Source organism: Nocardia sp. NPDC051900, from assembly GCF_044452545.1.
Lineage (GTDB): Bacteria > Actinomycetota > Actinomycetes > Mycobacteriales > Mycobacteriaceae > Nocardia > Nocardia sichangensis.
The window spans coordinates 377,300-391,851 of record NZ_JBITBU010000007.1 but is presented as its reverse complement, the minus strand read 5'-3'; the positions used below and the strand labels follow the sequence as shown (position 1 = coordinate 391,851).

The 14,552-nt window shown below is 71.3% G+C and carries 1 protein-coding gene (cut by a window edge); it reads left to right on the top strand.

All coding sequences use genetic code 11. From position 1 onward, the window contains the following. The coding region annotated (locus tag ACIA5H_RS14720) for a non-ribosomal peptide synthase/polyketide synthase (RefSeq protein ID WP_397076464.1) crosses the window boundary (this coding region is incomplete at its 5' end): on the top strand, positions 1 to 14,552 show 14,552 of its 31,533 nt. The annotated region continues 16,981 nt past the right edge of the window.

Genomic DNA, 14,552 nt, shown 5'->3' with positions numbered 1-14,552 from the left:
GGCCGCCCCGATCTGACCACCGAGCGCTTCGTGGCCAACCCGTTCGGCACTGCCGAGCGGATGTACCGCACCGGCGACCTGGTGGCCTGGACCGACAAGGGCGAGCTGGAGTACTTGGGCCGCACCGACTTCCAGGTGAAGGTGCGCGGTCTGCGCATCGAGCTGGGCGAGATCGAGTCGGCGCTGACGGCGCTGGAGTCGGTGGCGCAGGCGGTGGTCGTGGTGCGCACCGACGAGCGGACCGGTGACCAGCTGGTCGCGTACCTGGTGACGGACCCGGACCGGGTGGTGGACGTCGAGTCGGTCAAGGCCGAACTCGGCGCGCGGCTGCCGGGGTACATGGTGCCCGCGGCCTATGTGGTGCTGGACGAGTTCCCGCTCAACGCCTCCGGCAAGCTCGATCGCAGGGCGCTGCCGGAGCCGGTGTTCGAGGCCAAGGTGTTCCGTGCGCCCGCCACGCCGGTGCAGGAGATCGTGGCCGAGACCTTCGCCGAGGTGCTCGGCGTGGAGCGGGTCGGCCTGGACGATGACTTCTTCGAGCTGGGCGGTAACTCGCTGGTCGCCACGCAGGTGGCGGCGCGGCTGGGTGAGGCGCTGAACACGCAGGTGCCGGTGCGCACGCTGTTCGAGGCGTCGACCGTGGTCGCACTGGCTGCGAAGGTGGAATCGGCCGCCGGAGCGGGCGGCCGGACGCCGCTGGTGGCGCGGGAGCGGCCCGAGCTGGTGCCGCTGTCGCTCGCGCAGCAGCGGATGTGGTTCCTCAACCGGTTCGACAACCGCACCGCGGTGAACAACATTCCGGTGGCGCTGCGGCTGAGCGGTGCGCTGGACGTCGACGCGCTGGGTGCGGCGATCGGCGACGTGCTCGCGCGCCACGAGGCGCTGCGCACGATCTACCCCGAGGTGGAGGGCACCGGTTACCAGCACGTGCTGCCGGTCGGTGAGGTCGCCTTCGACCTGGTCGCCGAGCCCGTCGCCGCGGACGCGCTGCCCGCGCGGATCGTGGAGCTGGCGAGCGTCGGCTTCGACGTGACCGCCGAGATCCCGTTCCGGGCGAGCCTGTTGTCGCTGTCGGCGACCGAGCACGTCGCGGTGCTGGTGCTGCATCACATCAGCGCGGACGGTTTCTCGCTGCGGCCGTTGCTGCGCGATGTGGTGCTCGCCTACACCGAGCGCGCTCGCGGCGAGGTGCCGTCCTGGGCTCCGCTCGAGGTGCAGTACGCCGATTACGCGCTGTGGCAGCGCGAGGTGCTCGGCGCCGAGGACGACGCCGACTCCGTCGCGGCCAGGCAGATCGCCTATTGGACCGAGCAGCTGCGTGACCTGCCCGATCAGATCGAGCTGCCCGCCGACCGGCCCCGGCCGGAGGTCGCCTCCAATGCCGGTGGCACGCACAACTTCTCGGTCGACGCGCAGGTGCACGAGGCGCTGGCCGAGCTGGCGCGCGCCCGCGGCGTGACGCTGTTCATGGTGGTGCACGCCGCGCTGGCGGTGTGGGCGGGCCGGTTGTCGGGCAGCACCGACGTCGCGATCGGCACGCCGATCGCGGGCCGCGGTGAACGCGCGCTCGACGACGTGGTCGGCATGTTCGTCAACACGCTCGTGCTGCGCAGCGAGGTCGAGCCGGGCGCAGGCTTCGACGAGCTGCTCGAGCAGGTGCGCCGCACCGATCTGGCCGCCTTCGCCAACGCCGACGTGCCGTTCGAGCGGCTGGTGGACGTGCTCAGCCCGGCGCGCTCGCAGGCGCACCACCCGCTGTTCCAGGTCGCGCTGACCTTCGAGGCGGCCTCGGCGGCCGCTCTCGGTGCGGTCGCGCTGCCCGGTGGCGTCGAGGTCGCCGCGGTCGAGTTCGATCCGGGCACCGCGAAATTCGACGTGCAGCTCACCGTGGGCGAGGCCGCCGACGGCGGGTTGACGCTGTCGTGGAACTACGCCACCGAACTGTTCGATCCCGAGACCGTGGCCGCGTTCGCGGATCGTTTCGTGCGCATCCTGCGCGGGGTCGCCGAGGATCCGCGGGCGGCGATCGGCGATATCGATCTGCTCGGCGAGGGCGAGCGGCTGGACGTCTCGCAGCGCTGGGTGTCGTCGGGTTCCGAAAGCGTCGCAGGGCTGTTCGCCGATCCGAACATCACCCTGGTAGGGCTGTTCGACGCGGCTGTGGCCGCGCATCCGCATCGCGTCGCGGCCCGCTTCGGCGTGGAGACGCTGACCTACGCCGAGCTGGACCGGCGCGCGAATGTGCTGGCGCGCAGGCTGATCAGCGACGGCGCGGGGCCGGAGACGCTGGTCGCGGTGATCCTGCCGCGGTCGCTGGATTTGGTGGTGGCGCTGCTGGCGGTGGTGAAGACCGGCGCGGGTTACGTGCCGGTGGACCCGACCTACCCGGCCGAGCGCATCGCCTACGTACTCGCCGACTCCCGGCCGACCAGCGTGGTGCTCGACTCCACGGTGCAGGTCGAGGTGCCCGCCGGGCTGCCGTCGGTCGTGCTCGACGGATTCGCGGTGGAGACCGGCAACGTCGAGGACGCCGACGACGCCCCGATCACCAACGCCGACCGCAACTCCGCGCTCACGCCGGACAACGTCGCGTACGTGATCTACACCTCCGGCTCGACCGGCCGCCCGAAGGGCGTCGCGGTCGCGCACCGGAACGTGGTGCGGCTGTTCGCGAACACCGACCGTGACTTCGGTTTCGGACCCGACGACGTGTGGACGCTGTTCCACAGCTACGCCTTCGACTTCTCGGTGTGGGAGCTGTGGGGTCCGCTGCTGTTCGGCGGCACCCTCGTGGTGGTCGACTACTACACCTCGCGCTCGCCGGAGCAGTTCCTGGAACTGCTGCGCGCCGAGCGGGTCACGGTGCTCAACCAGACCCCCTCGGCGTTCTACCAGCTGGCCGAGGCCGACCGGAACGCCGCGCCCGACGCCGCCGCTCTGGCGCTGCGGTATGTGGTGTTCGGCGGTGAGGCGCTGGAACTGCGCAGGCTGTCGGATTGGGTGGCGCGCCACGGCGACGGCACCGGCGCGACGGCCGGCACCGCGCCGCTGCTGGTCAACATGTACGGCATCACCGAGACCACGGTGCACGTGTCCTACCGCGCGCTGGACGCCGCGACCATCGCCGCCGCCTCCGGCAGCGTGGTCGGCCGCGCCATCGCGGGTCTGCGGGTGTACGTCCTCGACAGCAGGCTGCGCCCGGTGCCGGTCGGCGTCGCGGGCGAGATGTACGTGGCGGGCCCGCAATTGGCGCGTGGCTACCTCGGACGCCCGGATCTGTCGGCGACCCGCTTCGTCGCCGACCCGATGGGCGGCACGCCGGGTGGGCGGCTGTATCGCTCCGGCGACCTCGCCCGCTGGAACCGCTTCGGTGAACTCGAGTACCTGGGCCGCGCCGACGACCAGGTGAAGGTGCGCGGCTTCCGCATCGAACTCGGCGAGATCGAGTCCGCGATCCTCGCCCAGCCTGGCATCGCCCAAGCCGCGGTCATCGTGCGTGAGGACCAGCCCGGCGATCAGCGGATCGTCGCCTACGTGGTGTCCGAGCCGGATGCCGAGCCCGTGCTGGACGCGGTGCGCGACGGCGCGGCCGCGCAACTGCCCGCCTACATGGTGCCCTCGGCCGTGGTGCGGCTGGAATGGATCCCGCTGACCGTCAACGGGAAGCTGGACCGTCGCGCGCTGCCCGCCCCGACGGCGACCTCGCGCGCGTTCCGCGCGCCGGTCACGCCGGTGCAGGAGACCGTGGCGGCGGTGTTCGCCGACGTGCTCGGCCTGGAGCGGGTCGGCGTGGACGACGACTTCTTCGACCTCGGCGGCAACTCGCTGATCGCGACCAGGGTGGTCGCCCGCATCGGCGCGGCGCTGGGGACGACGGTCGCGGTGCGCACCCTGTTCGAGGCCTCGACGGTGGAAGCGCTCGCCGCTCGGGTGGAATCGCACGCCGACGGCGCGGCCCGCGCCCGGCTCGTCGCCCGTGAGCGCGCGGCGGGCGAACTGGTGCCGCTGTCGTTCGCGCAGCAGCGCATGTGGTTCCTGAACAAGTACGACACCTCCTCGGCGGCCTACAACCTGCCGATCGCCATCAGGCTCACCGGCGCGCTGGACGTCGAAGCGCTGCGGCTGGCGGTGGCCGATGTGGTGCGCAGGCACGAATCGCTGCGCACCCGCTACCCCGAGCACGGCGGCACCCCGGTCCAGGTGATCGTGCCCGCCGAGGACATCGCCCTGGATCTGCGTCCCGTGGCGGTGGACCCGGCGCGGTTGATCGAGACGGTGACCGAGTTCGTCACCACCGGATTCGATGTGGCCGAACAGGTTCCGCTGCGCACCCGGCTGTACGCGGCCGGGCCGGACGAGCACGTGCTCGTGGTGGTGGTGCACCACATCGCGGCCGACGGTTTCTCGATGGGTCCGTTGACCCGCGACGTGATGGCCGCCTACACCGCGCGCAGCACCGGCAGCGCTCCCGGCTGGGCGCCGCTGGCGGTGCAGTACGCCGACTTCGCGGTGTGGCAGCGCGAGATCCTCGGGTCCGAGGACGATTCCGACTCCCTGCTGGCGAAGCAGGTCGCCTACTGGCGGCACGCGCTCGACGACATCCCCGACGAGCTGGCCCTGCCCACCGACCGCCCGCGTCCGGCCGTCGCCTCCCACCGCGGCGCGACGTTGCACCGCGAGCTGTCCGATGAACTGGTCGCCGCGCTCGAGGAGATCGCGCGGCAGCGCGGCGCGTCGCTGTTCATGGTGATGCACGGCGCGCTGGCGGTGCTGCTGGCGCGGCTGTCGGGCAGCGACGATGTCGCGGTCGGCACCCCGGTCGCTGGCCGCGGCGAGGCCGCGCTCGACGACCTGGTCGGCATGTTCGTCAACACGCTGGTGCTGCGCACGGGAATCGAGCCGGGCGAGTCGTTCGCCGACCTGCTCGGCCGGGTGCGCCGCACCGACCTGGACGCCTACGGCAACGCCGACGTGCCGTTCGAGCGGCTGGTGGAACTGCTCGCGCCCGAGCGCTCGCAGGCCCGCAACCCGCTGTTCCAGGTGATGCTGGCGTTCCAGAACTTGGAGCGCACCACCCTGGAACTGCCGGGGCTTTCGGTGTCCGCGCTGGACCTGGAAGAGAACGTCGCGCGCTTCGACCTGCAGTTCACCCTCGCCGAGCGCGGCGAAACCGGTTCCGGCGCTATGGCTTTGGCGCTCACCTACGCCACCGAGCTGTTCGACGAGTCGACCGCCGCGGCCATCGTGGATCGCTGGGAGCGTGTGCTCGCCGCGGTGGCGGCCGATCCGTCGGTCGCCGTCGGCGCGATCGACGTGCTCGACGCCGCCGAGCGCGCCGACCTGGTCGCGCGCACCGGCGCGCCCGCCACGCCCGCGCGGACGCTGCCGGACCTGATCGCCGAGGCCGCCGCCATCGATCCCGAGGCGCCAGCCGTGGTGTTCCAGGGGAGAAGTGTGTCCTATGGCGAGCTGGACGCGCGGTCCAACCGCTTGGCCCGCTTGCTGATCGAGCGCGGTATCGGCACCGAGGATCTGGTGGCGGTCGCCGTGCCGCGCTCGGACGAGTCGTACTTCGCCGAGTGGGCGGTGTCGAAGTCCGGTGGCGCGTTCGTGCCGATCGACCCGGCCTATCCGGCCGATCGCATCGCGCACATGGTCACCGACTCCGGTTCCCCGATCGGTTTGACCGTGGCGTCGGTGCGCGCCGAACTGCCGGAATCGGTCGAGTGGCTGGTACTCGACGAGCTGGATCTCGACGGGTTCGACAGCGCCCCGGTGACCGACGCCGATCGGGTGCGCCCGGTGCGGCCGGAGCACCCGGCCTACGTCATCTACACCTCCGGTTCCACCGGCGTGCCCAAGGGCGTCGTGGTCACCCACGCCGGTCTCGCGAACTTCCGCGACGAGCAGAACGCCCGCTACGACGTCGACTCCGACACCCGCGCACTGCATTTCGCCTCGCCCAGCTTCGACGCCTCGATCCTGGAGTTCCTGCTCGCGATCGGCCGCGGCGGCGCCCTGGTGGTCTGCCCGCCCGGCGTGTACGGCGGCGAGGAACTGTCCGAGCTGATCCGCGCCGAGCGGGTCACGCACGCCTTCATCACCCCGTCGGTGCTCGCGTCGCTGGATTCGGCCGCGCTGGCAGGCATGCGGGTGATCGTGGCGGGCGGCGAGGCCGTGCCGGCCGATCTGGTCACCAAGTGGGGTGGCGCGCCGGACGGTTCGGGCCGCCGCTTCCACAACGGTTACGGCCCGACCGAGACCACGATCATGACCAACATCAGCGACGCGCTCGCGCCCGGCGACCGGGTCACCATCGGTGGCCCGACCCGCGGCATGCAGTCGCTGATCCTGGACGCCCAGCTGCGGCCCGTTCCGGTGGGTGTCGCGGGTGAGCTGTATCTGTCGGGCGTCCAGCTGGCGCGTGGCTACCACGCCCGCCCCGGCCTGTCCGCGGAACGGTTCGTCGCCAACCCGTACGTGCCCGGCGCGCGGATGTACCGCACCGGCGACGTGGTGCGCTGGACCCGGGTCGGGCACTCCGCGGGCTCCGCGCCCGCTGGAGGAGTCGAATCCCTAGTTGTCGAATACGTAGGCCGCTCCGACTTCCAGGTGAAGGTGCGCGGTTTCCGCATCGAACTCGGCGAGATCGACGCCGCGCTCGCCTCGCACGAGACCGTCGACTTCGCCGTCACCGTGGGCCACAAGAGCGCCGCGGGCGCCGTGTCGCTGGTGTCGTATGTCGTTGCCGCGCAAGGTCATTCGATCGACGTCGCGGCGCTGACCGCGCACGTCGAGGAGCGCCTGCCCGCCTACATGGTGCCCTCGTCGATCATGGTGATCGACCATGTGCCGCTCACCCCGGTGGGCAAGCTGGACCGTAAGGCGCTGCCGGAGCCCGTGTTCGCGACCGAGGTCGTGTTCCGTGCGGCGCGCACGCCGGTCGAGCAGACCATCGCGGAAGTGTTCGCCGAGGTGCTCGGCGTGGAGCGGGTCGGTGTGGACGACTCCTTCTTCGCGCTCGGCGGCGACAGCATCGTCTCCATCCAGTTGGTGTCGCGGGCCAAGGCGCGCGGCGTGGTGTTCACGCCGCGGCACGTGTTCGAGCAGCGCACCGTGGCCGGGCTGGCCTCGGTCGCGGAGACCACCGAGGCGGCCGAGGCGTCGGCGACGACGCTGGCCGAGCCGCCCGGCGGCGGCATCGGCGCTATGCCGTTGACGCCAGTGGTGCGGTTCATGGCCGAGCGGCGCGGCTCGTTCGGCCGGTTCAACCAGACGCTGGCGCTGGAACTGCCGATCGGCATCGACCGGGCGGGCATCGCCGCGACGGTCGGCGCGGTCATCGATCGCCACGACATGCTGCGCGCGAGCCTGCGCCACGACGGCGACGACTGGGTGGTCGAGACCGCCGCGCCGGGCACGGTCGCGGTGGACGCGCTGATCGATCGCACCGAGTTCGACGCGAACGTCACCGACGCCGACCTGGTCGAGATCGCCTCGGCCGCACTGGACGAGTCGCTGGACCGGCTCGATCCGGCCGCGGGCGTGGTCATCCGGTTCGTCTGGCTCGAGCCGGATTCCGCCGAGCGCGCCGGACGCCTGATCGTCGTCGCCCACCACTTGGTGGTGGACGGCGTCTCCTGGCGCATCCTGGTGCCCGACTTCGTCGCCGCGTGGGGGCAGCGCACCGCCGGGCAGACGCCCGAGTTGGTCGCCCCGGCCACGTCGATGCGGGCGTGGGCGCACGCGCTGGAGCGCGAAGCGGTCAGCCCGGAGCGGGTGGCCGAACTGGACTACTGGCGTTCGGTGGTCGGTACGGCCGATCCGCTGCTGACCGAGCGTGCGATGGATCCGGCTCTCGACACCTCGGGCGTCATCGCCAAGCACCAGGTCGAGGTGTCCGCCGAGGTCACCAAGGCCCTGCTCACCACGGTTCCGGCGCTGTTCCACGGCGGTGTGAACGACGGCCTGCTGACCGCGCTGGCGCTGGCCACCGCCAAGTGGCGGGCGCGGCGGGTGGCCGCTCGCGGCGAGGATTCGCTGCTGATCCGCTTGGAGGGTCACGGCCGCGAGGAAGACGTGGTGCCGGGTGCGGATCTGTCGCGCACCGTCGGCTGGTTCACCGCGATCTACCCGGTCGCCTTCGACCTGTCCGGCATCGACGTCGACGCCGCGTTCACCGGCGGTCCCGCGCTGGGCGCGGCCGTGAAGGCGGTCAAGGAGCAGTTGCTGTCGGTGCCCGACAAGGGCATCGGCTACGGCCTGCTGCGGTACCTGAACACCGAGACCGCGGCCGAGTTGCCGCGTGAGCTGCCCGGCCAGGTGAGTTTCAACTACCTCGGCCGCGTCTCCGAGGGTGACGTGCCGGAGTCGCTGCGCGGCTTCGGCTGGATCCCCGCGCCGGAACTCGGCGCGCTGGGCGGGGCCTACGACGCGGACATGCCCGCGATGGCGCCGCTGGACGTGAACGCGATCGTGGTCGGCGACAAGCTGACCGCCAACATCGGCTACCCGTCGACCCTGCTGTCGGCCGCCGAGGTGCGCGAGTTCGGCGAATTGTGGACCGCCGCGCTGGAAGCTGTCGCGCGGCACGCCAATTCGGCGGGCGCGGGCGGGCACACGCCGTCGGACTTCGCGCTGGTGCGCAGTGCGCGGGGTGGTCAGGGGCGGGGGATCACACAGCGCGACATCGACGTCTGGGAGCGGCGCTTCCCGGCGCTGGCCGACGTGTGGCCGCTGTCGGCGTTGCAGGCCGGTCTGCTGTTCCACGCCCGCCTCGCGGCGACCTCGGTGGACGTGTACACCGCGCAGGCGGTGCTGACGCTCACCGGCCGGGTGGACGCCGCCCGGTTGCGCGCGGCCGCACAGGCTCTGGTGGACCGCTACGAGAACCTGCGCACCGCGTTCGTCAGCGACCACGACGGCAACCCGGTGCAGATCGTGCTGGACAGCGTCCGGGTGGCGTGGGCCGAGCACGACCGGATCGAATCCGGTGCGGCCGACGACCTGATCGAGGCCGATCGCATGAGCCGGTTCGACCTGGCCGCGCCGCCGCTGATCCGGTTCACGCTGATCCAGGTCGCGGCCGACCGCTGGCAGTTCGTGGTGTCCAACCACCACATCCTGCTCGACGGCTGGTCCATGCCGCTGCTCATGCGGGATCTGCTGGTGCTCTACGCCGTGCACGCGGACGTCTCCGCGCTGCCCGCGGTGCGGTCCTACCGGCACTTCCTGGACTGGACCCGGCAGCAGGATCAGGCGGCGTCGCTGGCCGCGTGGGCGCACGCGCTGCGCGGCGTCGGCGAGCCGACCCTGCTGGCGCGGCCGGACGCCGGTCGCGAGATCACCTCGCTGTCCGGCGAGTACTTCTTCGACCTGGACGAGGCGACCACCGCGCGGCTGACCGCGCTGGCCGGCTCGCTGGGCGTCACCCCGAACACCGTGTTGCAGACGGCGTGGGGCATTCTCGTCGGCCGCATGACCAGCCGCGACGACGTGCTGTTCGGCACCACCGTCTCCGGTCGTCCCGCGCAGCTGTCCGGCGTGGAGGCGATGGTCGGCCTGTTCATCAACACCGTGCCGGTGCGGGTGCGTTTCGATCCGTCGGAGTCCGTGCGCGACCTGCTGGTCCGCACTCAGGGCGAGCAGGCCGACCTGCTCGACCACCACTACGTGGGCCTGGCCGACATCCAGGCCGTCGCGGGCGTCGGCGGGCTGTTCGACACCCTGGTGGTGTTCGAGTCCTACCCGGTCGACGCCGCGGGCTTGCAGGCGCAGGCGGCGGACATCGACGGCATGGCCGTGGTCGGCCTGGACGCGGCCGACGCCACGCACTACCCGCTGACCCTGATCGCGCAGCTGGATTCGCGGCTGCGGGTGCGCGCGGGCTACCTGCGCGACCTGTTCGACGAGCAGACGGTGCGCCGCATCGCCGACCGCTTGGTCCGGGTGCTCACCGCGATCACCGCCGAACCCGAGGCGGTGGTCGGCGACATCGAGCTGCTGGATGCCGCCGAGCGCGAGCTCGTGGTGTCCGGGTGGAACGACACCGCGCATCCGGTGGACACCGGCGCGACGTTGGTGTCGATGTTCTACGACCAGGTCGAACGCACTCCGGACGCGACGGCGGTCACGTTCGAGGGGACAAGTCTGTCCTACGCCGAGTTCTCTTGGCGGGTGAACCAGCTGGCGCGCTGGCTGATCGCGCGCGGTGTGGGCGCGGAATCGTTTGTGGCGCTGGGTATGCGGCGCTCGATCGATTTGGTGGTCGGCATGTACGCCGTCGCCGTGGCCGGTGGTTCGTATGTTCCGCTGGATCCGGATCACCCGGCCGAGCGCACGGAATACATCCTCGGCACGGCCGATCCGGTGTGTGTGCTGACCTCCGGTAGCGATCTGGACATCGACACCGCGCAGGTGCGCATCGATCTGCTCGATCTGAAGGGTCTGTCCGAGGCCCCGGTCACCGACGCGGATCGTCGTGCGCCGCTGCTTCCGTCGAACACCGCCTACGTGATCTTCACGTCCGGTTCGACGGGTCGTCCGAAGGGTGTGGCGGTTTCGCATTCGGCGATCGTCAACCGCCTGGTGTGGATGCAGACGGCCTACCAGTTGACCGGCGCTGATGTGGTGTTGCAGAAGACTCCTGCGACCTTCGATGTGTCTGTGTGGGAATTCTTCTGGCCGTTGCAGATCGGTGCCCGCCTGGTCGTGGCGAAGCCGGACGGGCATCGCGACCCGGCCTACCTCGCCGAGATCATCAGCGCCGAAAAGGTGACCGTCACCCACTTCGTGCCCTCGATGCTCGCGGTATTCGTCGCCGATGCCGCCGCCGCGCAGTGCGATTCGCTGCGACTGGTGTTCGCTTCGGGTGAGGCGTTGCCACCCAAGCCCGCGCACCGCCTGCGCGAGCTGACCGGCGCGGCCTTGCACAACCTGTACGGCCCGACCGAAGCGGCGGTCGACGTCACCTTCCACGAGGTCGTCGACGCCGACACCGAGACGGTGCCGATCGGTGCTCCGGTGTTCAACACGCAGGTGTTCGTGCTGGACGCGCGCTTGCGTCCGGTCCCCGTTGGTGTCGCGGGTGAGCTGTACCTCGCGGGTGTTCAGCTGGCGCGGGGTTACGTCGCGCGTCCGGATCTGACGAGTGACCGGTTCGTCGCCAACCCGTACGGGGAGCCCGGCGCGCGGATGTACCGCACCGGCGACCTGGTGGCGTGGACCGAACACGGCGAGCTGGAGTACCTGGGCCGCACCGACTTCCAGGTGAAACTGCGTGGTCTGCGTATCGAACTCGGGGAGATCGAGCAGGCGCTGACCGGCCTGGAGGAAATCGCGCAAGCCGTCGTCGTGGTGCGCTCCGACGCGCACGCGGGCGATCAGCTCGTCGCGTACGTCATCCCCGCGCCGGACGCCGCGCTGGACACCGACCTGGTGCGCGAGGACCTCGGTCGGCAGCTGCCCGCGTACATGGTGCCCTCGATCGTGATGGCGCTGGAGGAGTTCCCGCTCAACGCTTCGGGCAAGCTGGATCGCAAGGCGCTGCCTGCGCCGGTGTTCGAGGCCGCGGTGTTCCGCGCGCCGACCACGCCGGTCGAGGAGATCGTCGCCGCCACCTTCGCCGACGTGCTCGGCCTCGAGCGGGTGGGTCTGGACGACGACTTCTTCGCCCTCGGCGGCAACTCGCTGTCGGCCACCCAGGTCGCCGCGAGGCTGTCGGCCGCGCTGGACACCGACCTCGGCGTGCGTGAGCTGTTCGAGGCCTCCACCGTGGTCGCTTTGGCGGCGCGCGCGGAGACCAAGGCGGGTGTGGGCGGTCGTGCGCCGCTGGCGCCGCAGCAGCGGCCGGAGCTGGTGCCGCTGTCGCTGGCCCAGCAGCGCATGTGGTTCCTCAACCGCTTCGATCCCGACTCGGCGGTGGACAACATCCCGGCCGCGGTGCGGCTGTCGGGCCTGCTGGACCGGCAGGCGTTGCAGATCGCCGTCGCCGACGTGCTGGCCCGCCACGAGTCGCTGCGCACCTTCTACCCCGAGGTGGACGGCGCGGCGCGGCAGCAGATCGTGGCCACGGCCAAGGTCATCCCGGACCTGACGCCGGTCGACGTCACCGAAGCCGAACTGCCCGAGCGGCTTTCGCGGCTGATCGGCACGGCCTTCGACGTCACCGCCGAGGTGCCCTTCCGCGCCAGGCTGTTCGAGATCAGTCCCACCGAGCACGTGCTCGCCCTGGTGGTGCACCACATCTCGGCCGACGGTTTCTCCATGGGCCCGCTGACCCGCGACGTGATGACCGCCTACGGCGCCCGCGTCGACGGCGGCGAGCCCGCCTGGCGTCCGCTGGAGGTCCAGTACGCCGACTTCGCGCTGTGGCAGCGTCAGGTGCTCGGCGCCGAGGACGATCCGGCTTCGGTGATCGCCGAGCAGATCTCGTTCTGGTCGGACTCGCTGCGCGGGCTGCCCGAGCAGCTTGATCTGCCGTCGGATCGGCCGCGTCCCGCGGTCGCCTCCGGCCGCGGCGCCACGCACGTCTTCGAGATCGACGCGCAGACCCACGCTCAGCTCACCGAACTGGCCCGCACCAGGGGCGCGACGCTGTTCATGGTCGCGCACACCGCGCTGGCCGTGCTGCTGTCGCGACTGTCCGGCGAGGACGACATCGCGATCGGCACCCCGGTCGCCGGACGTGGCGAGCGCGCGCTCGACGACCTGATCGGCATGTTCGTCAACACCCTCGTGTTGCGGACCCCGGTCCAGTCCGGTGCGACGTTCACCGAGTTGCTGCGTGCGGTGCGCGCCACCGACATCGCCGCGTTCGGGCACGCGGACCTGCCGTTCGAGCGGCTGGTGGAGATCCTGAACCCGGCGCGCTCGCAGGCGCGGCACCCGTTGTTCCAGGTGATGCTGTCGTTCCAGAACACCGGCCAGAACAGCCTGGAGCTGCCGGGGCTGACGGTGAGCGGTGTCGAATTGCCGATCGACGTCGCCAAGTTCGACCTGCAACTGGTGCTGTCCGAACGCGACGCCGAGAATTCCGCGGGCGCGAACCCCGCGGGCATCGCGGCCGAGCTGATCTACGCCACCGACCTGTTCGACCCGGCCACCATGGCCGATTTCGGGCGGCGCTTCGGCCGGTTGCTGAAGGCCGTCGCCGCCGAGCCGGACCGGCCCATCGGCGATCTCACGCTGCTGGACGAGCCGGAGACCGAACAGGCGCTGCGCGGCTGGAACGACACCGCCCGCGACCTCGGCCCGGCGAGCACGCTGGTCGAGGAGTTCGCCGCGCAGGCCGCGGCGACGCCGGACGCGGTCGCGGTGATCGATCCGGCCACCGGGACGCAGCTCTCCTACGCCGAATTCGCCGCGTGTGTGCGGCGATTGGCGCGTCGACTCATCGAAGCCGGTGTGGGTCCGGAGACGCTGGTCGCCCTGGGCCTGCGCCGCTCGGTGGACCTGGTCGTGGCCGCTTACGCGGTGCAGGCGGCGGGTGGCGGCTATGTGCCGCTGGATCTCGACCAGCCCGCCGACCGCGTGCACTACGTGCTCGACTCGGCCGACCCGGTCTGCGTGCTGACCACCGCGAGCGACGCGTTCGACGGCGCGGGCCGCGCGACACTGCGCATCGACGAGCTGGACCTGTCCGGTTACGCGGACGACCCGGTCACCGACGCCGAGCGCATCGCGCCGCTGCGCCCGCAGCACCCGGCGTACGTGATCTTCACCTCCGGCTCCACCGGCCGCCCCAAGGGCGTCGCCGTGCCGCACGCCGCGGTCGTCAACCAGATCCGCTGGATCACCGGCGAATACGGCATCGACGCCGACGACGTGGTGCTGTTCAAGACCCCCGCCACCTTCGACGTGTCGGTGTGGGAGCTGTTCGGCCCGCTGAGCACCGGCGGCCGGATCGTGGTGGCGAGCCCGGACGGGCACCGCGACCCGCAGTACCTGGCCGAGGTGATCGCGGCCGAGCGGGTCACGATGACCTCGTTCGTGCCGTCGATGCTGACCGTCTTCGCGGGCTCCATCGACCCGGCCGACGCCGACGCGCTCGCCTCGCTGCGCACGCTGTTCGTCGCCGGTGAGGCGTTCACAGCCGACGCGGTGGTGGCGATCCGCCGCGTCAGCGACGCCGCGCTGTACAACCTGTACGGACCTACCGAGTTCACCGTGCACGCCACGCACGCACCTGTAGCCGAGCAGGTGGACGGGGCGGTGCCGATCGGCCTGCCGGTGTGGAACGCGCAGGCGTACGTGCTGGATTCGCGTCTGCACCCGGTGCCTTCGAACGTCGCGGGTGAGCTGTACCTCGCGGGCGATCAGCTGGCGCGCGGCTACTTCGGTCGCACGGACCTCACCGCCGATCGCTTCGTGGCCAACCCGTACGGCGCGCCCGGTGCTCGGATGTACCGCACCGGCGACTTGGTGCGCCGGGACGACACCGGCGCCATCGAGTACCTGGGCCGCACCGACTTCCAGGTGAAACTGCGTGGTCTGCGCATCGAGCTCGGCGAGATCGAGACCGCGTTGACGGCGCACGAATCGGTCGCGCAGTC